Annotated in this window: 21 protein-coding genes and 2 pseudogenes; 12 read left to right on the top strand and 11 right to left on the bottom strand. The window is 70.1% G+C overall.

The features are described from left to right. Window positions 1-89 precede the first annotated feature (89 nt). The 4 genes and pseudogenes from AB0G17_RS34415 to AB0G17_RS34400 all read right to left on the bottom strand — a co-directional run bounded on the left by AB0G17_RS34415 (window position 90) and on the right by AB0G17_RS34400 (window position 4572). Window positions 90-308 (bottom strand): hypothetical protein, encoded by a 219-nt coding sequence (locus tag AB0G17_RS34415; RefSeq protein ID WP_361391176.1) that lies wholly within the window; start codon window positions 306-308, stop codon window positions 90-92. Between the two features lie 101 nt (window positions 309-409). Beyond that, window positions 410-1261, bottom strand: a complete 852-nt coding sequence (locus AB0G17_RS34410) for a class I SAM-dependent methyltransferase (protein ID WP_361391173.1) — start codon at window positions 1259-1261, stop codon at window positions 410-412. Between the two features lie 266 nt (window positions 1262-1527). After that, a pseudogene (locus tag AB0G17_RS34405) lies at window positions 1528-2402 on the bottom strand (transposase); the annotation flags it as partial. Between the two features lie 502 nt (window positions 2403-2904). After that, window positions 2905-4572, bottom strand: a complete 1668-nt coding sequence (locus AB0G17_RS34400) for a serine/threonine-protein kinase (RefSeq protein WP_361391170.1) — start codon at window positions 4570-4572, stop codon at window positions 2905-2907. A 380-nt stretch (window positions 4573-4952) separates the two neighbouring features. Between AB0G17_RS34400 and AB0G17_RS34395 the strand changes: the two are divergent. Further along, window positions 4953-5072, top strand: a pseudogene (locus AB0G17_RS34395) (IS982 family transposase); the annotation flags it as partial. Here the strand turns inward: AB0G17_RS34395 and AB0G17_RS34390 are convergent. Beyond that, window positions 5069-5560, bottom strand: a complete 492-nt coding sequence (locus AB0G17_RS34390; protein WP_361391167.1) for a helix-turn-helix domain-containing protein — start codon at window positions 5558-5560, stop codon at window positions 5069-5071. The pseudogene AB0G17_RS34395 and the gene AB0G17_RS34390 overlap by 4 nt on opposite strands. Before the next feature lie 87 nt (window positions 5561-5647). Here AB0G17_RS34390 and AB0G17_RS34385 point away from each other — a divergent pair, with 87 nt between their 5' ends. Together AB0G17_RS34385 and AB0G17_RS34380 are read left to right on the top strand one after the other, a co-directional pair. Next, entirely contained in the window at window positions 5648-6349 is a 702-nt protein-coding gene (locus AB0G17_RS34385) for an SDR family oxidoreductase (protein ID WP_361391164.1), read from the top strand. A gap of 51 nt (window positions 6350-6400) precedes the next feature. Further along, complete coding sequence (locus tag AB0G17_RS34380; protein ID WP_361391161.1) at window positions 6401-6826, top strand: tautomerase family protein; 426 nt, start codon at window positions 6401-6403, stop codon at window positions 6824-6826. Window positions 6827-6911: 85 nt separating this feature from the next. Here AB0G17_RS34380 and AB0G17_RS34375 read toward each other — a convergent pair whose 3' ends face one another. Next, window positions 6912-8384 (bottom strand): PLP-dependent aminotransferase family protein, encoded by a 1473-nt coding sequence (locus tag AB0G17_RS34375; RefSeq protein WP_361391158.1) that lies wholly within the window; start codon window positions 8382-8384, stop codon window positions 6912-6914. A gap of 47 nt (window positions 8385-8431) precedes the next feature. Between AB0G17_RS34375 and AB0G17_RS34370 the strand changes: the two genes are divergently transcribed. Together AB0G17_RS34370 and AB0G17_RS34365 are read left to right on the top strand one after the other, a co-directional pair. Beyond that, a complete protein-coding gene (locus AB0G17_RS34370) occupies window positions 8432-8884 on the top strand; it encodes a carboxymuconolactone decarboxylase family protein (protein WP_361391155.1) in 453 nt (150 codons plus the stop codon). A gap of 179 nt (window positions 8885-9063) precedes the next feature. Beyond that, window positions 9064-10287, top strand: a complete 1224-nt coding sequence (locus AB0G17_RS34365) for an MFS transporter (protein WP_361391152.1) — start codon at window positions 9064-9066, stop codon at window positions 10285-10287. Between the two features lie 137 nt (window positions 10288-10424). On the opposite strand, the gene thpD is transcribed toward AB0G17_RS34365, so the two are convergent. From thpD to AB0G17_RS34350, 3 genes are read right to left on the bottom strand one after another with little or no spacing between them, the layout of a single operon-like run. Next, complete coding sequence (gene thpD, locus AB0G17_RS34360) at window positions 10425-11357, bottom strand: ectoine hydroxylase (RefSeq protein WP_361391149.1); 933 nt, start codon at window positions 11355-11357, stop codon at window positions 10425-10427. Next, window positions 11354-11905 carry a GNAT family N-acetyltransferase gene (locus tag AB0G17_RS34355; protein WP_361391146.1) on the bottom strand — a complete coding sequence of 184 codons (552 nt, stop codon included), beginning with the start codon at window positions 11903-11905 and terminating at the stop codon, window positions 11354-11356. Before AB0G17_RS34355 ends, thpD begins: the two co-directional genes overlap by 4 nt. Further along, window positions 11902-13215, bottom strand: coding sequence for a M20 family metallopeptidase (locus AB0G17_RS34350; RefSeq protein ID WP_361391143.1), 1314 nt, complete (start codon window positions 13213-13215; stop codon window positions 11902-11904). Before AB0G17_RS34350 ends, AB0G17_RS34355 begins: the two co-directional genes overlap by 4 nt. Window positions 13216-13472: 257 nt before the next feature. Here AB0G17_RS34350 and AB0G17_RS34345 point away from each other — a divergent pair, with 257 nt between their 5' ends. From AB0G17_RS34345 to AB0G17_RS34320, 6 genes are read left to right on the top strand one after another with little or no spacing between them, the layout of a single operon-like run. Continuing rightward, window positions 13473-14399, top strand: coding sequence for a polysaccharide deacetylase (locus AB0G17_RS34345; protein WP_361391182.1), 927 nt, complete (start codon window positions 13473-13475; stop codon window positions 14397-14399). After that, window positions 14396-15412 carry a pyridoxal-phosphate dependent enzyme gene (locus AB0G17_RS34340; protein ID WP_361391140.1) on the top strand — a complete coding sequence of 339 codons (1017 nt, stop codon included), beginning with the start codon at window positions 14396-14398 and terminating at the stop codon, window positions 15410-15412. The genes AB0G17_RS34345 and AB0G17_RS34340 overlap by 4 nt, the downstream gene beginning before the upstream one ends. After that, on the top strand, window positions 15409-16356 hold the full coding sequence (locus AB0G17_RS34335; RefSeq protein ID WP_361391137.1) for a diiron oxygenase: 948 nt from the start codon (window positions 15409-15411) through the stop codon (window positions 16354-16356). The genes AB0G17_RS34340 and AB0G17_RS34335 overlap by 4 nt, the downstream gene beginning before the upstream one ends. Then, entirely contained in the window at window positions 16353-16616 is a 264-nt protein-coding gene (locus AB0G17_RS34330; RefSeq protein ID WP_361391134.1) for a hypothetical protein, read from the top strand. Before AB0G17_RS34335 ends, AB0G17_RS34330 begins: the two co-directional genes overlap by 4 nt. 52 nt (window positions 16617-16668) lie before the next feature. Then, window positions 16669-17586, top strand: a complete 918-nt coding sequence (locus AB0G17_RS34325) for a methyltransferase domain-containing protein (protein WP_361391131.1) — start codon at window positions 16669-16671, stop codon at window positions 17584-17586. A 24-nt stretch (window positions 17587-17610) separates the two neighbouring features. Beyond that, window positions 17611-18735, top strand: a complete 1125-nt coding sequence (locus tag AB0G17_RS34320) for a hypothetical protein (RefSeq protein WP_361391128.1) — start codon at window positions 17611-17613, stop codon at window positions 18733-18735. Between the two features lie 134 nt (window positions 18736-18869). Here AB0G17_RS34320 and AB0G17_RS34315 read toward each other — a convergent pair whose 3' ends face one another. Together AB0G17_RS34315 and AB0G17_RS34310 are read right to left on the bottom strand one after the other, a co-directional pair. Beyond that, window positions 18870-19898: an HAD-IIA family hydrolase gene (locus AB0G17_RS34315; RefSeq protein WP_361391125.1), complete on the bottom strand. Its 1029-nt coding sequence runs from the start codon at window positions 19896-19898 to the stop codon at window positions 18870-18872. Window positions 19899-20151: 253 nt separating this feature from the next. Continuing rightward, window positions 20152-20802, bottom strand: coding sequence for a hypothetical protein (locus tag AB0G17_RS34310; protein WP_361391122.1), 651 nt, complete (start codon window positions 20800-20802; stop codon window positions 20152-20154). Between the two features lie 320 nt (window positions 20803-21122). Between AB0G17_RS34310 and AB0G17_RS34305 the strand changes: the two genes are divergently transcribed. Beyond that, window positions 21123-21824, top strand: coding sequence for a hypothetical protein (locus AB0G17_RS34305; protein WP_361391119.1), 702 nt, complete (start codon window positions 21123-21125; stop codon window positions 21822-21824). Window positions 21825-22033: the final 209 nt, after the last annotated feature.

Raw genomic sequence — 22033 nt, 5'->3', positions numbered from 1 at the left:
TACGAGGGCTCTCGCCCGGCGCGCCGAGAGCACGCACCAGACGCCGCCGGACCGCCCTTCGGGCGACGACGGGAATTTGACGACAGGCCCTAGCGGCGGTCGGCACCTTCCGCGGTAGCTGATCCTCGGGCTCCGGTCACAGCGGTTCCGTGACCGGGGCCCGAGGATGGCTCGCACGGCCGCAGCGGCCACCGCTCCAGCTGCCGCCAGCAGTTCTGGTGCGCGCCGAACCGCAGCTCCAGGGACGGCAGTTGCCAGGAGATGTTCTTGCGCAGCACGTACAGGATGCCCTGCACTGTCGACCACACCACCCTCCAGCCAGGCGGTTTTCGGGCAGGCTGGCCGCGCATGAACCTGGCTCCACTCATCGGCCCCTGGAAATCGATCATCTAGCAAACCGGGAAGCGCTCTACCGGCGGACCGCCGAGATCAGTCCGCCGGGCTGCTCCTCGCGCTGCGGCGGGGTGCTGATCGGGCGGCCGTAGGCGGCAGCGCGCTCGCGCAGGGTGTGGCTGTCGGCCTCCCAGCCGTGCCCGGCAAGCCAGCCCACCGGATCGTCGGGCATCTCCGAGACCCACATGGACGCCGCTGATCCCGGCGCGGCGTCTGCGCCGAAGCGCTCGATCACGCCGCGCGAGCCCAATGTCAGCCCCAGCCGACTGCCTGCCGCCGACTGCGCGCTGATCCGGGCCAGCAGTAGTTCCACCGCGTCCTCGGGCAGATAGATCAGTAGTCCTTCGGCGATCCACGCGGTCGGGACGGCCGGGTCGTGCCCTGCGGCGGCCAGCGCGCTTGGCCAGTCCTCACGCAGATCCACCGCGACGGTGATCCGCTCGCAGCGTGCGACGGCCTGCTCCTGGCGCAGCACCGAAGCCTTGAAGTCCAGTGGCGCGGCGGTGTCGACCTCGAACAGCCGGGTGCCCTCGGGCCAGTCCATCCGGAAGGCCCGGCTGTCCATGCCGGCGCCGAGCAGCACGACCTGCCGGACCCCGGACGCGGAGGCCTGCTGCAACAGGTCGTCGAGGAACTTCGTCCTGATGACGATGGAGAACGACACGCCCAGCCGGCGGCGCCGCGCGGCCTCGTCATCGGGCAGCGGCGGCGAAGAGGGCCACAGGCCGCCGGCGGCGGCGAAGGCCTGTGCCAGTGGGTCGCGGAACAGCGCGTTCTCCCGCTCGGTCTCCAGCGCCCGCACCCTGGCCACCCCCACCGCCGTAGCCCACACTCCCGACGGCTGCACCCACTCCTGCTCATCAGTCACCGCGCCAGCCTAGATGACCGATTCCAACGCGGCCTGATGAGGGGAGTCAGGTTCTTGCGCGGCCGGCCAGTCATGCGCGCACTGACCGCCTACGACCGCTGAAACCACCATGAAACGAAGATCAACAGTCACCCTGTGTACGCGAGCCGCGAAGTGGGCCAGAGCGCCTCAACGAGAGTCGTTTTGCAGCGTGTTGGGGCGTCGCTAGGCGCGTTTCTGCGTGATCCATCGCGACGAGTTTTGATGTCGCTTTCCCTGCGCAGCGGTCCGTCGTGGTCGAGCCAGGCCGCCCGGCGGGTGAGCCGCGGGTGCAGGCGGTCCCACGCTTGCGCGGTCGCCTTCCCGTAGAACCGGGTGTCGGTGGTCGTCACAGCCTGTTCGGTGCTCCAGGTGCTGGGATCACCGAAGACGAACTCGCCGCCGTGCTTGGGCGGTCGGCCGCGGGCGGGGTTCCGGGGTGCCCGCTCCCTTTTGCCTGCGGGCCGGTGGTGGGCTGGTCGCGCAGTTCCCCGCGCCCCTTGGGATCGTAGACGCGCGGTGGTGTCGGCCGCCGCATCACCCGGTCCGAGCGCAGGCGGCCAAGGATCTCGACGGGCAGCCCGGCCAGCAGGTGCGCGATGCGCGGTGCGTCGTACCCGGCGTCACACACCACCAGGATTTCCGGGTCGCCCTCGTGCCACTGCCCGGCGGCGATAAGCCGCTCGACGACCTCGCGCACCTGGCCGGTGGTGACGGCGGCGATGTCGACGCCAGGCTGAAGGCGGATCGCATCCAACACCGCGGTCCAGGAAGTGCGCCCCGTCTCCAGTGCGGCCACGACCGAGTACGGCCAGCCCGGGATCATCTGGTGCTTGGCCTCGCCCCGGCCGTAGGTATGGCAGAAGGAGCGGTCCGGGCAGGTGGCTGCGTCCGGCCGCAGCCACGGCGAGACGTCGACTGCCAGGATCAGGCGGCCGTCCGTCGCCTTCGGCAGCGGAAGCCCGGCATTCGTCCGCCGCAACCGGTCAACGTCCAGGCGTCCCTTGTTCAATCCGCCGTAGAGGGCTCCGTGTCCGCGGCGGTGTTCAGGCGCGAGCGCGAGGTCGACCAGTGCCCTGACCGGCTCGTCCCTGCACAGCAGGGCGTCGGTGAGCTGAGCGACCCAGTGAGACAAGCTCAGGGGACAAGGAAGGTGCGGACAACCCTCGCAAGCCTGCGTGCCTCTTCCACCAGGTGCCCGTCCATGGCCACGTCGGCAGGCATCCGTGCGAACCTTTGCAGTCCTCCCCGGAGTGTGGCGGGAAGCTCCAGACCGTCGGCAAGGTGGAACAAGGCGTCGCGTTGGTCGCTGAGACCTCTGTCGCCGCCCGGGGACGTACCCGCGTAGGTCCCCTGGTAGGCGATCTGGAACAGCAACTGTCCAAGGGCGAACCATGTGAACTGACCCGCTGCGCAATGCTCTCGCACCAAAGTGTCAACGTTCCACATGGCCGAGTTGTACCTACTGAGGAGGGCTGCCGCGCCGCGAAGCGGTGTCACGTCCGCAACGGGGGACGGGGCGCCGAGGGGGGTCCGATGTGGCGGCGTGGTCTAGTAGCTGTTGACGGCTTCGTTCTGGGTGTCCAGGAAGACGAGCTCGCCAGGTCGTGGCTCGAACGGTGGAATCAGTGACCAGGCGTGGTGAATCCGGCCTTGAGAGTGTCGAAGACGGGGCGGTGCCTGTACCACTCCGTGTCCGGCGCCGAGAGGTAGAGGTCGTACTCCCGGCCGCCCGCGCGGCCGAAGCCGAGGTCGATGGCGCGGTACAGGCGTTCCCGCCCCTGGAAGGTGAACTCCCACACCGCGGCCGGCTGTTCCCGGAAGGTCGTCTGCTGCATGCGCAGCCTGCGGTACACGGAGTAGTTGAGCTTCGTGTTGGCTTCGATGTCCCTGAAGTGGGCCATGGGGCTCGAACCCGCGGGGTCCACCATCCCGATCGTGATGCCGACCAGTCCGGACTTGTCGACGTAGGTGACCGTGTCATCCGTCCGCTTGCTGACCTTCCAGCCGTCCGGCACGGGGAAGGAGATGCCGAGCTTCTCCTCGCTGACCTGGTGGAAGCCTTGGGGCGCGGGCGATGGTGGGGACGACGGCGGAGCGGAATGGTGGGCGTTGTCGGCGCCGGTGTCGGGGGTGTCCGTGCCGCGGTCCGATGTGGCGTAGATCGCGCCGGTGATGGCCGTGGCCGCTGCCGTCACGGCAACGGCGGTCGACACGAGGACGCGGCTCTTGCGGCTCCGGCGCCGTTCGCGGCCGCCGCCGGTCGGGGTGGGGCCCGGCGGAGTCGGCTCTCCGTCGGATGCCCGGGCCGGGGCGGCGAGGGAGGTCCGGGCCGTGGCCTCGCCGTCCTGGCCGGCGGACCGGGCCGCGGCGGGTGCTGGGGGCAGTATCGTCGTCGCCCCGGTCGTTCCAGGCGATCCAGTCGATCGACCGGACTGAGCAGTGTGCCCGGACTGAGGGGTGTGCCCGGCAGTGTGCCCCGACTGCGCAGCGCGCAGGAACTGCTCGGTCTGCTCCACCGACGGGCGGTCCTCCGGGTTCTTGGACAGGAGGGCTTCGATCAGCGGTGTCAGTGGCCCGGCCTGTTTCGTGGGCTCCAGTGGATCGACGGCGATGGCGTACGCGGCCTCCATCGCGGTAACCCGATGGAACGGGGGATGGCCCTCGACCGCTTGGTACAGCGTCGCGCCCAGTGACCACAGGTCCGAGGCCGGTCCGGGCTTCTGGCCGCGTATGCGTTCCGGTGCCATGTAGTGGATGGAGCCCACCATCTCGCCGGTCTTGGTGAGGGTCGAGGCGTCGGCGGTCATGGCGATGCCGAAGTCCGTCAGCACGACACGGCCCTCGGCGCCGATCATGACGTTGCCCGGCTTGACGTCGCGGTGCAGCACACCGGCGGTGTGTGCGGCCCGCAGTGCGGCGACCATGCCCAGGCCGATGCGGGCCGCCTCCTCGGGCGGGAGTGCCCCGCTCTCCTTGAGGATGTCACTGAGCGTGAGCGCCCGTACGTACTCCATGACGATGCAGGGCTGCCCACCGTCGTCCACGACATCGTGGACGACCACCACGTTGGGGTGCACGATGCGGGCGGCGCTGCGCGCCTCACGGCGCATGCGCTCGTAGAGCGTGGCGCGCTCGTCGTCGGACAGGTGCGGCTGCACATGCAGCCGCTTGAGAGCGACCTGGCGGCCCAGGATTTCGTCCTGTACACGCCATACCGCGCCCATGCCGCCACGGCCGATCTGCTCGGTGAGCCGGTATCGCCCGGCGATCAGCCGTCCTTCGTCCGACACTTCCTGCCTCCGCCAGCTCCGGCACTTTCGATTCCCCATGTCACCATAGCTGTCGTCTTCAGCGGGCAGGCGGGGCGAATGCGGCGACAGGTGCCCCGGGCACGCGCGTACGGCACGCTGAGGGGGACCGGGTGGGGTGTCCAGTCTGCCGCCGATCTCGTCCGCACCGGCGCGGAGCGCTGCTGCTGGAGTGGATCCGCTGATCGCGGCGTCGTCCGCGTCCCACAGATTGGGACCTTTCAGATAGCGGGCGCCATTGTTGATCAGCGCATCCACCCTGTCGGCGCGGGCGGTGTGTTTGACGTCTCCGTTCGTCGTGGCTGGACGGCCCGGGACGTGAGATGCCCGGTTCGGGGTTGTCCTGAGGAACGGGCCTGCCCGCCTGGCGCGACGATCTGCGACTGATCGACTCCACCCCGCTGCCGTGCGTGGCCTCCCGCGGGACGGTCAAACGCTCCGAACTGGCCGGACACTGCGGATACGGCTACGACTCAAGTCACTGGTCGCCCTGCCACGCGGGGTTCAGCCGGATCTCTATGGCGTCGGACGTCGCCTCCGGCGCCGACGCGGCGGTCACGCGGACTCTCATGGCGCGGCCGGTGTCGGCCTCGACGAACGAGAGGGGTGGGCGGCCCCCCTGGAGGTACTTGTCGCCCCACTGCATCAGTGACAGAAACACTGGCAGCAGGTCCTCGCCGGCCGCGGTCAGCCGGTACTCGTCGCGGGCCCGGCTGCCTGCCTCCTGATAGGGGACACGCGCGACGACCTGTGCGGATTCCAGCTGTTTGAGCGCCCGCGACACCGCGGGTGCGGAGGTTCCGATCCGCGTCACGAAGTCCTCGAACCTGGTCGTGCCGTAGAAGCATTCGCGGATGACCAGGAACACCGTCTTGGTGCTCAGCAGACCCAGCACCCGCTCCGCCGAGCATCCGTCGCCGATCGACCAGACGTCCCGGTCACGCAGTCGTTCCTCGAAATCCATCGCCATATCGGCATTGTAACTAACGCTTGCGTTACCCAGCGCGGTCGTGGTTCCGTCTAGCTAACGACAACGTTACTCAGATGGAGGAATGTGATGGTTGCGGTAGCAGGCAAGGTGGCTGTGGTGACCGGCGGCCGACGGGGACTCGGCGCGGCGCTCGTGGACGAACTGTTGGCGCGCGGCGCCCGAAAGGTGTACTCCACCGCTCGCTCCGCGTACATCGATGGCCGTCCCGAGGTGGTCACAACCCGGCTCGAGGTCCGCTCGGCCGAGTCGGTCGCCGCCTTCGCGCAGGTCGCCGCGGACGCCGAGATCGTGTTCAACAACGCTGGTGTCCTGCTCCCGGCCGCATTGCTGACAGGTGACCTGGAGGACGCCATCGAGACGTTTGACGTCAACGTTTTCGGACCGCTGCGGATCGCGCGGGCGTTCGCGCCGATCCTGGCCGCCACCGGTGGGGGCGCGTTCGTCAACATCCACTCCGTGCTGTCCTGGCTGGCCGGCAGCGGCGCCTATGGGGCGTCGAAAGCCGCGGCGTGGTCGGTCACGAACTCGCTCCGACTCGAACTGGCACCCCAGAACACGCAGGTCGTCGGTGTCCACGCGGGCTTCATCGACACCGACATGGTCGCCGCCATCGAACGGCCGAAGGCCAAACCCGCCGAGGTCGCCGCGCGGATCGTCGACGGCCTTGAGGCCGGGGAGACGGAAGTGCTCGCGGACGACGTCACCGTCAAGGTCAAAGCGGCACTTTCCGGCCCCGTGGAACACCTCACCTTCTCAGCCGCGGGCTGACTCCCCACACCGGCACCCCACCACCCACGACCCCAGGAGTACCGAACAGCCATGCCACTGTGGACGATTCACCACACCCCCGGAATCTTCACCGACCACGACAAGAGCCAGCTCGCTGCCCGCATCACCGACCACTACGAAAAGGTCGGGCTGCCCCGTTTCTACGTGGTGACCCTGTTCCAGGAGGTGCAAGCCGTGGACTTCTACGTCGGCGGGGAACCCACCCCGGCCGGTGTCCGCATCGCCATCGACCACATCGCCCGACGCAACCCCGACCAGGAGACCCGCCGCCGAACGGCCCAGTGGATCCGGGGCATTCTCCAGCCCCACCTCGCCCAACACGCGGGGCTGCACTGGGAGTTCCACGTCGACGAGACCAGCAGGGACCTCTGGATGATCAACGGGATGGTGCCGCCCCCGGAAGGCTCGGCCGCCGAGAAGAGCTGGGCGCAGCAGAACGCGGCGTCCCCCTACTGACCGGTCCACGGCCCAGCGGCGGTCGGGCGCCCTATGGACATCGCGCGGCGGCGGCCCCGGCCCGGGGTCGCCGCCGCGCAACGCCTCACACAGGGTCCGGCAGGGCCAGACACAGGGCTCGCAAGGCACTCTCGAAGGCGTGGTCGGGCGGAGTTCCGTACCCGATGACGAGGCCGTCGCGAGGCGGCATGTCACTGTCGGGGTGGCGGTAGGCGGCCAGGCCGTCAAGGGCGAGTCCCTGGCGGGATGCCGCGCGTACGGCGGCCGACTCCGTGCCCGGCGGGAGGTCGAGGACGGCGTGGAGCCCGGCGGCGATACCACCGATCCCGATGTGGGGCGCCTTCGCCCGCAGGGCGGCGACGAGTTGGTCGCGTCGGCGCCGGTAGTTCAGCCGCATGCGGCGCAGGTGCCGGTCGTACGCGCCGCAGGCGATGAAGTCGGCGAGGGCGAGCTGTTCCAAGGCCCCGGTCCACAGTTCGCGGGGCCCCTTGGCCGCGAGAAGGTCGCCCACGAGGTGGTCCGGCACCGCCATCCAGCCGATGCGGAGCGCGGGCGACAGACTCTTGCTGACCGACCCGATGTAGACGACGCGGTCGGGGTCCAGACCCTGTACGGCGCCGACCGGCTGGCGGTCGTAGCGGAACTCGCCGTCGTAGTCGTCCTCGATCACCAGGCCCCCGTTCGCCCGGGCCCAGTCGACCACAGCGGCCCTGCGTTCCGGGTGCAGTGGTCCCCCGGTGGGGAACTGGTGGGCGGGAGTGAGGAGTACCGCTCCCGCAGGCGTCGTCGACAGTTCATCGATCACGGCTCCCCGCGCGTCCACGGAGAGCGGGATGGTGCGGCGCCCGGCCGCGGCCAGCAGTGAGCGGTGGAAGTCCAGTCCGTACGACTCGACTGCCACCTCGCCCTTCAGAACCTGACCGAGCATGCTCAGCGCATGAGCGAACCCGGCACAGATGACGATCCGGTGGGGTGAGGTGTGCACACCCCGGGCCCGGGCCAGGTATTCCGTGAGCGCGGTACGCAGTTCGACGCGGCCCCGCGGATCGCCCACGCCGAACGCGTCGTTGGGCGCCGCGTTCAGCGCCCGCCGCGACGAGGTCTGCCAGGCCGACCTGGGGAACGCGGCGGCATCCGGTGAGGTCGGCATCAGGTCGAAGGCGGGGTGACGGACCGGCGGGGCCGATCGGCGCGAGCGGTCCGGCGGCAGCGGTGTGCTGCGCTGGGCGACCCGGGTGCCCGACCCCTGGCGGGCCGTGAGCCAGCCCTCCGCGACCAGTTCGCCGTACGCCTCGCCGACGGTATTGAGGGCGATGCCGAGATCCCTGGCCAGACTCCGGTACGGAGGCAAGCGGGTGCCGGGCGGCAGGCGGCCGGAGCCGATGGCGTGGCGAAGCGCCCGCATCACCTGCTCACGCAGGGTGCCTTCGCCGGTGAGCTCCAGGTGAAAGTCGGCCCCCGCAACCACTTCAGGCTCCCCTCCCGAGGGCGTTCCAGCGCCCGCGCCTGGAGCCAGGGGGTCACGCTCGTCAGCAGAATTGCCCCAACGATTCGACATGAGAATGCACCATACCGGTGGGCTAATCCGCTCCTAGGGTTCAAGGCATGACAACAGTTCAGATTCCGCAGCGCATGAACTTCGGCTCCGTCGCTCCCAAGGTCTTCAAAGCCGTCCTCGCCCTGGACACCGCCGCCCGCCAGGGCCTCGACCCGGTGCTGCTCGAACTCGTACAGATCCGCGCGTCACAGATCAACCGGTGTGCGTACTGCATCGACTACCACACGGGTGACGCCCGAAAGGCGGGGGAGAGCGAGGATCGCGTCTACCAGCTCAGCGGCTGGGAGGAGTCCAGCCTCTACACCGCCAAGGAGCGCGCTGCGCTCGCCCTGACGGAGGCGGTCACCCGGCTGCCCGACGGTGTCCCGGACGCCGTGTACGACGAGGCCGCTCAGCACTTCGCGGAGCGGGAGCTGGCCCAGCTCATCGCGCTCATCTTCACGGTCAACGCCTGGAACCGTATGAACGTCACCACGCGCAAGACCCCGGGGACCGAGTAGTCCCCTTCCGCCGGACCCCGTTCCGTACGTGCGAGACGTACGAGTGCCACAACTTCCTTCCTGACCACGGGCGGTGGCCGCCGCGAGGCCTGCCACCGCCCGTGGCATGTCCGCCGCCGGCTCGCTCCCGGACTCCTGCCTCACCCGCGCCCGCGCCCGAAAGGACGGCCGACACCGTCATGACCTCCATCGTCGACAATCCACCTTCCGCGGAACGGCGTTCACCTGTGAAGGGCTGGCTCGCCGTCCTCGCCGTGACGCTGGGCATCTTCTCGCTGATGACCTCCGAGTTGCTTCCTGTGGGCCTGCTCACCCCGGTCGGCAGCGACCTGGACGTGTCCGCGGGCACGGCCGGGCTCATGGTGACCGTCCCAGGGCTGGTCGCCGCGGTCTCGGCGCCGTTGGTCACCGTGGCCACCGGCCGCTTCGACCGCCGCATGGTGCTGGTCCTCCTCGTCGGACTCGTCGGGGCGGCAAACCTCGCGTCCGCGTTCGCCACCGACTTCACCCTGGTCCTCGCGGCCCGCTTCCTGATCGGCATCAGCGTGGGCGGCTTCTGGTCGATCGCCGGGGGCATCGCCCTGCGGCTCGTTCCGGAGAACCAGGTTCCGCGGGCAACCGCCCTGATCTTCGGGGGTGTTGAGACCGCCTCTGTTCTCGGTGTGCCCACCGGCACGTTCATCGGTGACCTCACGGGCTGGCGCACCGCGTTTGCGGCCGTCGGCGCACTGGGGCTGCTGGCCCTCATCTGTATGGTCCTCCTGCTGCCGGATCTGCCTGCGCAGCGCACCCTCAGGCTCGGGGACCTGCCGACGGTATTCAGGGCCAACTCCGATGTGCGGCTGGGCATCGCCCTGACATTCCTGATCATCACGGGCCACTTCATCGCGTACACGTTCATCCGCCCACTCCTGCACGAGCGTGGCGTCGGTGACAGCAGCACCAGCCTGCTCCTGCTGGTCTTCGGTCTGGCCGGGATCGTCGGGAACTTCGCCGCGGGTGCCCTGGTCGCCAGGCGACTGCGGCAGACCATCGGCACTGTGGCCATGGTCCTTACTGCGGCCATGGTGCTGCTCGCCCTGACGTCCGCCGGTGGCGTGGTCTCCGTGGGAGCGCTCGTGTTGTGGGGCCTCGGCTATGGCGCGGTCCCGGTCACGCTCCAAACCTGGATTCTCGATGTGGAACCCCGAGCGACGGAGGCCGCCTCCTCGCTCTACGTCTCGATGTTCAACCTCTCCATCGCCCTGGGCGCCCTGCTCGGCGGGCTGGTGGTCGAGTCGCTGACGACCACGAGCGTGCTGTGGATCGGCTGCGGGCTCGCACTCCTCGCCCTGGTCACGGGGCCGTGGCCGAGGGACCTGCTCGCCCGGCGAGTGGCTTCGAAGCGCCGGGTCGGGCGTTAGAACCAGAGCGTGCTGGCGGCTCGGGGTGTCGGGTGATACAGGACGCCCTCCGCTTCGGCAGAGGCGAGGCGGTGCGCGGGCGGTGGGGGGCGCCCGCACCCCGGGGTCAGCCGTCGGGCCGGGGGAGCGGCGTGCAGTCAGGCGGCCGGACGGGGTGGTACCGGTACCGGGGTGAAAGTGCGGCTCGCCAGATAGGTCGGGCGTGCGCGCGGTGCCGCGTACGGCGTGCCGATCGCATTGACGACGCTGTTGTAGACGACGAAGAGGTTGGTGCGCGGGAAGGGCGAAACGTTGGGGGCGGACGCGTGCAGGCTGTTGGAGTCGAAGGCGACCGCCGAGCCCGCCGGGCCGGTGAACTGGCGGATGCCGAGTTCGCGGGCCAGAGCCGCGACCGCGGCGCGATTCGCCGGGCCGGCTGGGAGGTTCTTTCCCTGAAGGGATGTGTGGTGGTATCCCGGAGGCGTCTGGCCGGTGGACGGGACGAAGGTGCGGTGTGCCCCGGGGATGATCATGAGCGGGCCGTTGTACGGGGCGTTCTCGGTCAGGGCGATGGACAGGCTGAGTGCGCGCGGCGCGGGCATGCCGTCCTCGGAGTGCCAGGTCTCGAAGTCCGAGTGCCAGCCGAAGCCCGAGCCGGTGAACGCCGACTTCAGATTCACCCTGGTCTGATGGACGTACACGTCCGAGCCCAGGATCTGGCGTGCGATCCCGGCGAGCATGGCGGACTGGACGACCCGGCGGAACGTATCGCTCAGCGCATGCACCTCGAACACCGAGCGGATCCCGTCGCCGTCGGGTTCCGGCACCACCCGTCCCGACATGCGCAGGGAGCGGTCGGCCCTCAGGCGTTCGGTCTCTTCCAGGCAGGCGGTCGTCTCCTCCTCGGACAGCAGCGAATCGAAGTGCAGGCAGCCGTCGCGGTCGTAGGCGTCGAGCCGGGCGGAGGACACGGGGCCGTCCGCGTTCACGTTCCAGACGACCGGGTGCCGGCGCGGGAACGGGGCTGTGGCGTCCGGGGTGCGGGTCGGGTACAAGTCCCCGGCGTCGGCGGGGCGCACGGTGGTCGTCATCGTCGGCTCTCCATTGCCTCAGGGGACTTGACCGGGCGCAGGGTCGTCTCGGGGGAAGCGGCTCTTTGGAAGAGGGCCCCGGAGTTGCGGTGCGGCAGGTTCACGATCCGCAGGAGTTCGAAACCCTGGTCCAGGTAGTAGCGGTGGAGCAGGTGGTTCGTCTTCCACGCTTCCAGCCGTAGCCGGCGTTTGCCCCGTTGGTACGCCAACGTGCCTGCCCAGTCCAGCAGTTGTGCGCCCAGTGCCTGGCCGGCGGCCGCCCGGCTCACTGCGAGGTCATGTACGTAGAGGGCCGATGCGGGGTCGTCCTCGCTCCACCATTCAGGGTCGGCACGCTCGTGGACGGTGATGGTGGCGACGGCGCTGCCGTCGCGGAAGGCGAGGTAGCAGTCGCCCGCCTCGATCGCTTCCTCCATGCGCCATCGGCGCGGCGGGTACTGCCACTGGTCGAGGCCGCGCCCGGCCAGCCAGCGGCTCGCCTCCAGCCACAGGCCCTCGACCTGGTCGAGGTCGCCGGGGAGAGCGGCGCGTACCTCGGTGGCCGTCATGGCGAGGGCTCCGGTCCGCCTCCCGCGAGGACGGGCTCCGGTCCGCCTCCCGCGAGGAACGCGAGCGCCACGGCCGCATGGCAGGCGATGCCCGAGGCGATCACGTTCTCGTCCACGTCCGCGCGGGGCGAGTGCAGTGACGGGGCCTCGTGCGGTTCCAGGCCGGGCGGGCACACGCCGAGGAAGGCCAGGGCGCCGGGGACGGCCCGCAGGACGTAGGCGAAATCCTCCGCTGTCATCTGCGTGGCCGTCAGGACGTCCACCGCCTCCGTCCCCAGCGCGCCCGCTGCCGTACGAAGGACGAAGTCGGTGAAGCCGGGGTCGTTGACCGTGACCGGGTAGCCCGGCTCGACGGTCGCCTCGGCCCGCGCTCCGTGAGCCGCGGCCACCCCCTGGGCGACCCTGATGATCCTCTCGTGCAACTTCTTCCGGATCGGCTCGGACAGGGTGCGCAGAGTGCCGCCCAGCTCCGCGGTGTCCGGGATGATGCCGGCGGCCGTACCAGCGGCCAGGCGGGTCACGCTGAGCACGGCCTTGTCATCCGCGGACAAACTGCGAGTGACCATCGTCTGCAGCGCCAGCACGATCTCGCATGCCACCGGTACCGGGTCGCACGTCGTGTGCGGCGCGGAGGCGTGGCCGCCGCGGCCACGGACGAGGACCCGGAACCGGTCGGAGGCGGCCAGCTGCGGGCCGGGGCGCAACCGCAGTGCGCCCGCGGGCAGATTGGGGTGGACATGGAGGGCGAAGGCGGCGTCGGCTCTGCGTCCGGACACCTCCAGGACACCCTCCTCGATCATGTGGCGGGCTCCGTGATGTCCCTCCTCACCGGGCTGGAACATGAACACCACGCGTCCGGCGATCTGTTCGCGCCGCTCGGCGAGCAGCCGTGCGGCGCCCACGAGCATCGCCATGTGAGCGTCATGGCCGCACGCGTGCATCAGCCCGGGGGTCCGTGAGGCGAACGGCAGGCCGGTCTCCTCGGTGACCGGCAACGCGTCCATGTCGGCGCGCAGCAGGATCGTCGGGCCGTCGGCCGCCCCGGAGAGGACCGCCGTGACGGACGTGAGCGTGCGGCCGCTGCGGATCTCCAGGCCGAGTCCGTCGAGGGCGCCCAGCAGCAGGCCCTGCGTGTCCGGCAGGTCGAGGCCCTCCTCCGGACCCTGGTGCAGCGCGCGGCGCAGGGCGACGGCTTCGGGGGCCAGCCGACGGGCCTCGTCGAGCAGAGACGGGTCTGCGGGGGACCCGAGGGGCTGCCGTGACAGAACGGCGTCCCGTGCACGGTGCGGAGCCCGAGGCGGAGGTGTCATGCAGCCGTTCTCCTTCCCGGGCCCGGCCCATGGCGGCGCGGCCCGCGGCGGCGTCACGGGAGGAGGCCGTACTCCCTCACCGTAGAGACCACGGGGCGGCACTGGACAGACCCCGTCCGCCTCGGCCGACGGAATCAGGACACACCGCCTGCTGGACAGGATGGCGGATTCCGTCTGCTGACCGGGGGCCGACGCGCTGACATGCTCGACCGAGACAGCCCGCGAACCCGAGCGATGGTGAGGACCGATCCATGGCGATGTCTGCGTCCGCGGGAGCGACACCTGGACGCCCGTGGGAATGGGGCGAGGCCGAATGGCGGCCCCACGTCGACCGGGTGCGTGCCGGGCGCAGCCTCAAACCCGCGTCCTGGCCCGAATGCGCCCGCTGCGCGGTGGCGCTCTCCTTCGACTCCGACCACGAGACCATCCCGCTCCGGGAGGGCGAGGTCACACCCGGCAAGCTGTCGCAGGGCGAGTACGGCGCCCGCGTCGGCGTACCCCGCATCCTGCGCCTGCTGGCGCGACACGCCGTGCCGGCCACGTTCTTCATGCCAGCGGTGTGCGCCCTGCTGCGTCCGGACGAGGCCCGCGGCTACGTCGAGGCCGGTCACGAGGTCGCCGTCCACGGCTGGATCCATGAGCGCAACATGGAGCTGGAGTACAAGCACGAGCGGGACCTGGCCTTCCGGTGTGCGGACACCCTGGAACGCGTCACCGGCCGGCGGCCCGTGGGCATCCGCACACCCTCCTGGGACTTCAGTGAGCGCACCCTGGACATCACCCGCGAGCTGGGACTCCTCTACGACTCCTCCCTCATGGCGGACGACGATCCGTACGAGCTGCTGGCGTACGGCGAAGCCACGGGCGTGGTGGAGATCCCCCCGGAGTGGATCCGTGACGACGCCGCGTACCTGAACATGGACCGCTACACGGCCGTACGTCCCTACACCCCGCCCCGGCAGCTGATCCCCCTGTGGCGGGACGAGTTCGACGCGGCCCACGCGGACGGCGGCCTCTTCCAGCTCACCATGCACCCGCACGTCATCGGGCACCGCTCCCGGATGGTGGTCCTGGAGGAACTGCTGGACCACATCGCCGCCCGTGGCGACGTCTGGTACGCGACACACGCCCAGGTTGCCGCGTACGTGTGGCAGGAGGCGACCGGCATCGGCACGGCCTTATGACCTGGTCACCGGGGGACGGTCTCGCTCCGACGCCGGTGGTGCGGCTGGGCGTCGAGGTGGCCGGCACACCGCGACGGCTGTGGCTGAAGCTGGAGGGCCGCAACCCGTACGGATCCATCAAAGGACGCACGGCACTGGCGCTGTGGCGGGACGTCGCCGACCGGGTGGATCCGAGTGTGGGGTTCGTGGAATCCACGTCCGGGAACCTCGGCCTGGCCCTGGCCGCACTGGCCGCCGCCCACCGTGTCCCGTTCACCGCGGTGGTGGACCCGCGCGCCAGTGTGGCGCTGCTGTACGACATCCGCGCTCTGGGGGCCCGCGTCGTCGCTGTGGACACCCCGGACGGGGCCGGCGGCTATCTCCTCAACCGTCTCGCTCGTGTGCAGAGCATGCTCGACGCCCAGCCGGGGCTGGTATGGCCCAACCAGTACGCCAACCCGGCCAATCCGGCCGCCCATGAGGCCGGCACGGCGCCCGAGCTGCACTGGCAGACACACGGGGAGCGGATGAGCGTACTGGTCGCGGTGTCCACCGGCGGCACCCTCGCCGGCTTCCGACGGTACGCGGCCACCTCGGGCGCCGACTGGGAGCTGATCGGGGTGGACGCGGCCGGGTCGGCGGCCCTGGGCGGCTCGGTCGGCCCCCGTCTGCTGTCCGGCATCGGCTCCAGCCGCGCCTCGGTCTTTCTCCCCGACGGCCACCGGCCCACGGTGTACGTCGACCCGGCGGAGGCGGTCAGGGTCTGTCTGTGGCTGCGCGACACCACCGGGATCGGCGTCGGCGCCAGTGCGGGTGCCCTCGTGGCGGCGGCGCTGCGCCTGTTCCGGGCCGACGCCCGGCGCACCAGCGCCGCGTGCCTGTGCCCCGACGGCGCGGATCGGTACCTCGACACGGTCTACTCCGCCGCATGGCGCAGGGCGCACGGCATCACCGGGCACGCTGTGGTGCCGGGCGTCAGGGTCCTCCCCGTCGGCGAGTCGGCCGACCCGGTGACCGAGGAGGCAGGCTCGTGAACACGGACAGCGGCGAGCGGGACTGGTACGCGAAGGCGGGCGTGCGCAGGGACCCGCGTCGGCTGCTGCGCGACGAACTGCGCACCGGACGGCTGTACTTTCCTCCGGCCCTCATCCCTTACGGCGCTCACCCGCTGGTGCGTGCGCTGCCCGCGGAGGCGCAGGAGGCGCTGGCCGCCCGGCACCTTTTCCAGTATCTGGGCTTCACGACGCATTTCGAGACCCAGGTGGTCAACCGTGCCACCCACCTCATCGCCACGGGCGGCTGCGGCGTCGACAGCACCGCGGACACCAGGCTCGACGCCTTCCGGATCTACTGCGACGAGGGCTATCACGCGCTGTACAGCTTCGACGTCGTCCGGCAGATCGCGGACGCCTCCGGCATCGAACCTGTGCCGTACGAATTCACGCCCTTCCGGGAACGGCTCGACACGATAGGCATGGAGGCCCTGCCGGGTCAGCCCGTGCTCGCGCAGCTGCTGCAGGTCGTCGTGTTCGAAACGCTCGTCACCGCCATCCTCAACGAGGTGCCCAAGGACGAGCGGGTGCTCGGCGTGGTCCGGCAGACCGTACGGGACCACGCCCGGGACGAGGGCTGGCACCACGCCTTCTTCTCCAGGTTCTTCAGGGAGTTGTGGGCACAGCAGTCGCGCTCGCAGCGGGTGCGCATCGCCCGCTGTCTGCCGGGACTGATCCGCTCCAGCCTGCTGCCCGACCTGCGCCCGGTGCGAGCCACGCTGACCGTCGCGGGGCTCGGTGCCGCGCAGGTGGAGGACGTGCTCCGGGACTCCTATCCGCAGGCCGAGAGCGAGCGGGGGATGCGCACGGCGGCGCGGCACGCCCTGCGGCTCTTCGAGGAGACAGGAGTGCTCGCGGTCGACGGCGCCCAGAGTGCCTTCCACGCGGCGGGCCTGCTGGACGAAGGAAATGGGGACGGCTCGTGACCGAGGAACTGCACCTCCTGGACCGTACGGCCGTACGGGGGTGCGCGGCCGAGGCCGACGTGTGCCGGGTCGTGACCGACGCGCCGCAGCGCAGGTATCCGGACGCCGTCTTCCCGCACGACCTGCCCGCCCACCGCGGCGAGGAGGTCGCCGGAAAGGTGTTGGAGGGCCCCCGATCCCTGGCCTGGACACGAGCGGCGATGAGACTGCCCAGCGCCATGGCCGTTCCGGAGCACACCGTCGGGCTGTGGCCCCGCTGACGCGACCACCCGGGCTCCCAACTTCCAACTCCCACAAGGAGCGAAGCACGCCATGCCGCACATCTCAAGGGTCACCGCCTACACCCACCTGACGCCGCACGATCTGAAGCCGCCCGGGGAACCGGAGGTCTTCTTCGAACCGGTCGACACCGAGATCGGCGTGTGGGTCGCCGCCGATCTGCTGCCGCCCGGCGGCGGAGGCACCGTGCTGGACCTCGGCTCGGGCAGCGGAGCCGCCGCGGCCGCCATGGCCCGGGCGGGTGCGGCCCGCGTCCACGGCATCGACTCGGGCGAGCAGACCCTGCGCTACGCCCGGACTCACTACGCCTCCCCTCCCAGTGACGGCAGGGTCACCTTCGCTCTGGGCGACTTCGCGCTCATGAGCGCCCAGCAGCTTCTCGCCACAGCCTCCGGTCCGCTTCCGCAGCCCCTCGTCGTCACCAGCAATCCCGCCTATGTGCCGCTTCCCCCGGAAGTGGACGAGGCTCGCCCCTCGATCAGCGGTGGGGCCGACGGCCTGAAGTGGGCCGGAGCGGTCACCGGGCACGCCCAGGCCCTCGGCGCCGATCTCGGCCTCACCATCGGCAGTTACTCGACGCCCCGGCACGCGGTCGCCGTAATCACCGAGGCGGGTTACCGCATCGCCGCCGTCACACTCTGCCCGCTTCCGTTCGGCGACTTCACCCGGCGTCATCCCGAGCGCGTCCTGGCCCTGGAAGAAGAGGGGGAGGCCGTCCTGTGGCGTGCCGGCCCCGACCCGCTCGCCTACTTCGTCGTCGGTCTGGCCTGCCGCCGGGAGGACAGCGACGTCCGGCCGGTCGGCGCCAAGGAGCTCATGGACCTCCTGCACAGCGCGGCCCGGTCCACGACCACCCGGCTGGAGAACCTCGACGCACCGGGCGAGATGCCGTACCCCTGGCCCGTACGCGTCCTGGACCTGCCCCCCGCAACCGCACGTCACCACTGGTAACCCCCCGCCCAGGGAGCCCGCCTCATGCCTTTGTCCGATCCTCCGGCACCGGAGCCCGCCGAGCCCGTCTCTCCCGTCAGCGTCACCGTGGGCGCCGTCGAACACAGCGTCGACTTCATCAGGCCCCACCTGCGCGCTCGTGCGGCCGCGCGGGTGGCTGTGTACGCGGGAGTGCAGATCAACGGAGCGCCGCATCTCGGTACCGGCGTCATGCAGACGGCGGCTTTCCTGCTGGCCGAGGCGGCCCGTGACCGGCTCGGCGTCCACGCCGAACTCCGCTTCGGCGCACTCGACAACGCCCCCTACGAGATCCGCGTCTGCCCGCGCACCGGCACCCTGTACACACGCTCGTACCATCACGCGGTCGGTCCGGCCACGATCGAGGAGCTGGTGAAACGGTTCTACGGCGGTCTGTTCGACGCGCTCACCGCCATGACCGGAGTGCCGTACACCGTCGAGACGTACACGCAACAACAGCAGGTGCCCGCCTTCCGTGAGGAGTTCCTTGCCTCACTCGCCCAATGGGACCGGCTGCGCTGGTCACTCGCCCCGTCCAGCGGGCGCGTGCCCATCAGCTTCCCGTGCCCGCGGTGCGGCTGGCTGCAGAAGCACGGCGAGGACACCGAACTGCTGGCCGTCGACGGCAGCCGGGCGCGGTTCACCGCCGTCTGCCTCGACCACCAACGCTACGAGGTCGAGGTACGGCCGGACGGGGACGCGTACGTCGGGCTCACCACGCTGCACCGTAATGTCGTCAAGGAGCGGCTGGCTGACCGGGACGCCGCCCTGCCGGTCATCGTCAAAGGCGCGGACTGGGCGGCGGGTTGCCGCCTGCTGGACGAGGCATTCCTCTGTTTCCCGGGCAGCGTTCTTCCGCCGGCCCGCGTCTTCACGCCCGTCATCCTGTCCGCGTCCGGCGCCAAGCTGTCCAAGTCCCTGATGCAGGAGGGAAAGGCGGATCTGTCCCCGGACACGCCGCCATGGATGCTGGATGCGACGTGCTGGGAGGGCACGACGGAGGAGTACGCCTCGACGCTGCACCGACTGGTGTCACTGATGCTGTCCGGTCCGCGGCACTTCGAGCGGGGCTACACCACATCGGAAGTGGTGCGGCTGCTCGGCCGGCCCGGTTCCCAACTGTTCGTCTGAGCGGGGCTGGTGGAGCCGGCAACGGTTCGGCGGCGCCCCAAAGAGGCGCGGGGAACGGCGCGACCAGCCACGAAGGTGCCGCAGACGATCGACGGTGGATCGCGGCACTTCCCGCGGAGCGCTCAGCGGTCGGCTCAGGCATCGAGCATCGCCAGGGCCCGGAACGGGTCCGGCAGCGAGGGCGCCGCCGACCAGGCGGCCGCGCAGGCCGCCCGCAGTCCGGCACAGGTGTCGCCGCTTCCCTCCAACAGCAAGACACCGTCCTCGACGCGGGCGTACCAGCCCTGGCACCACCAGCCCTCCGCCCGCCGGTCGGTGACCAGCGGCGGCGCGCACAGCGCTCGCAGGTCCCGTCCGAGATGGGTGGGCCTGAGGTGGGGTGGTGCGGCGAACAGGTCGGCCGGCCGCGTCCGGCCGGTAAGGACAAGGAGACTGTCGTATCCGGCACGGTGGGCGCCCTGGACGTCGGTGTCCAGGCTGTCGCCGACCATCAGCGGCCGGTGGGCGCCGGCACGCCGCGCGGCTTCGCGGAGCAACGGGGGTGAGGGCTTGCCCGCTACGATTGGTTCCGCTCCTGTGGCGGCCTGCACCACGGCGACCAAGGCACCGTTGCCGGGCACGGTTCCCCGGGGGGTGGGCGCGGTCAGGTCGGTGTTGGTGACGATCCAGGGCACGCCCCGCGCCACCGCGTGCCCCGCCTCGGCCAGCTCCTGCCAGGAGACCGTCGGTGCGAACCCCTGGACCACGGCGGCGGGGCCGTCCCGCTCGAACGCCACGGGCCGGAGCCCGTGTGCGGCGACCGCCGTCCGCAGCGCCTGCGAGCCGATGACGAGGACAGGCGCGAGGTGGCGGCACCGGTCGGCCGCGAGGCGCGCGGCAGCCTCTGCCGATGTCACCACCTCCTCCTCGGCCACAGCCAGGCCCCAACGCCGCAGGTCCGCTGCCACATCGGCGGGGGGACGGTTGGCGTTGTTGGTCACGTAGGCGGTGCGTCGTCCGGCGTCCCGCAGCCCGCGCAGCACGGGCACGGCATGCGGCACGGGACGGGAGCCCACGCGGACCACGCCGTCGAGATCCAGCAGTACGGCGTCGTACAGCCGCAGCAACGGCAGGCCGGCTGCCGAGCGGGGCGCTGCCCTGTCCGCTTGTTCCGATCCGTTCACGTCCACCCCTCCCAGCCGTGCATTGTGCTGATGTGTCCCGGCTGGGCGAAAGAGAGGGATCCGGACACCAGGTCGGTGCAGGAGGTGACGAGCCGGTGGGGCCTGGCCGACGAGCATTCGCCTCAGTGCCGTGCAGCTTGTTGTTCCGGAGCTCCTCGAGGGTCGCGTTCGTCGATGACGGGCACGATGCGACTGGTGTGGGGATTGAGGTGCAGCTGATCGACGGTGGTCCATTCCACCGCGACGGGGTGGATCAGGCCACCGGCGACGAGGTCGCGGTGCGGGACGTGGCTGGTTTGCAGGTGCTCGTGCAAGGCGAGGGTGCAGGCGGCGGGGTCGGCGACCTGCGCGGCCACGCGGACGAGGAGTTCGTCCTTGGCGTGGTGGTGGCGCAGATGACGGTGGGTGCCTGCTCCCGCAGGATCCGGGCGATGCTGTCCAGGTCGGTGTGGCTGGCGATGGGCAGCTCGACGAGGGGGGTCGGGCACTCGCGCAATGAGTAGGTGACGTGGAGGAAGCTCAGGTACATGCCGCCGACGGACAGCAGGTTCGCCACCCGGTCACCGGGCCGGAGCCCGGCGCGGGTCATGCTCGCGGCGGTGCAGGCAATGGTTGCGCGGAGCTCCTCGCGCGTGTGGGGAGTGGTCTTCGGCAGAACGGTCGTACCGCCCGAGCGGAAGACCATGCCGTCGCGGTGCGGGCCGGTCAGGAGCTCGCTGTTCCCGCGCCGGTGCGCTGCCCAGAAGTCGTCCGGGTCGACCATCGGCAGGTCGTGCAGATACGCGGGGCGCTCGGGTGCCTGTTCGTACAGGCGGCGGTAGTACGGCGAGTGCCGACGGGCGAAGTCCACCAGCTCGGCCCAGCCGGAGCCCGGGGTGGCGTGTGAGTCACTTGGGTACGTCATGACATGCCCTTCGGCCTTCGCGTGTTCGCAGAGCAGAGCAACGGCACGTCAAGGGGAAAGGTCACGCAGGCCGATGAGATCACCCGTCAGGGGTGTCACTGGCATGCGCAGGTACGCGGGCTGCTGGCCGGGTGTGCTGTTCCCGGCCGTCCCGGTCTGCGGCTGCGAACGCTGCAGGACGTGTTCGCCTGCGGCCAGAGAGAATTCGATCAGGCGACTTCGAGCACGGGCGACTAGCGTGGAAATGAAGAAGTGCCTGCTGTCCCGAAGATGCACGCCTGTGTCAACTGTTGAGCCGTCAATGAGAAATGCCTCTCCGTGTGCGCCAGCACAACCATGAGGAGATGGTGAGGATGTCGCACAAACTTCCAGAAGCAGAAAGTGGATCCTCCGCGCGCAACCTTGAGGGCGCAGAGCCCGAAAAGCTACCCGCGGGGCTGGCCGCCGAGTTGTCAGGCCGCCCGGCGCCCAGCGGGCGCAAGCGCGAGTTGTACCCGGACGTTCCTGTTGTTCTCGATGGGGAATTCGTCGAGGATCTTGAGCGTATGAACGCAGAGGTGGCGCGGCCCTTGTTCATGACGCGTCTGGTCTACGATTCATCCTTGGCTCTGGGGGCCTTCACCAATCGTGAAGCGATGCTTGCGGAGGCGCGCCGTACGCATGCCGATGCCGAGGAAGCCTCACTTGCGGCATCGCTGGAGGCGATCTGTACACAGCCACCCGACTCCTTGCCCACCCAGGTATGTTTCTTCGAAGACATCAACGAGGGGGGCGATGTGAAGTGTGTGGATGCGGGGCTGGGTTACCCAGACTTGAGTAAGGTGCACAGAGGATTTCTGGGCACGCAGGATTGGATTTTCGTCATCTCCTCCCTCAGTCAATGCCGGTTCGATGTGTCACTCTTTGATCTCCTCGAATGGCACGGAGACGAGTTCTTCCAGCCCAAGGGATGCAACACGCCGGATCTGGGGCGCTTCCGCTGGAACGACCTGGCGGTTTCGATCGCAAACTGGGGAACGTAGTGACCCGCGAGTAAGCGAGGTCGCCGTAGTATCCGGCGCCGTTGGCGATGGTCCGGGCGAAGCCGGGCCGGGCTGACCAGGCCCTTCAACTCGTACTACGAGGCCGTGGACAACTGGGGCCGTGGACAACTGGGTCAGCCTGCCGGCCGGGCGAGGACGCCCGGAGAGACGTACTCAGCAGCGCTTCGTCCAGGACCGCCGGTTTCCTG

The organism is Streptomyces sp. NPDC023838 (assembly GCF_040639555.1).
Classification (GTDB): Bacteria; Actinomycetota; Actinomycetes; order Streptomycetales; family Streptomycetaceae; genus Streptomyces.
Note: the sequence above shows the minus strand (reverse complement) of the source record. Positions and strands in the feature narration are given on the sequence as shown.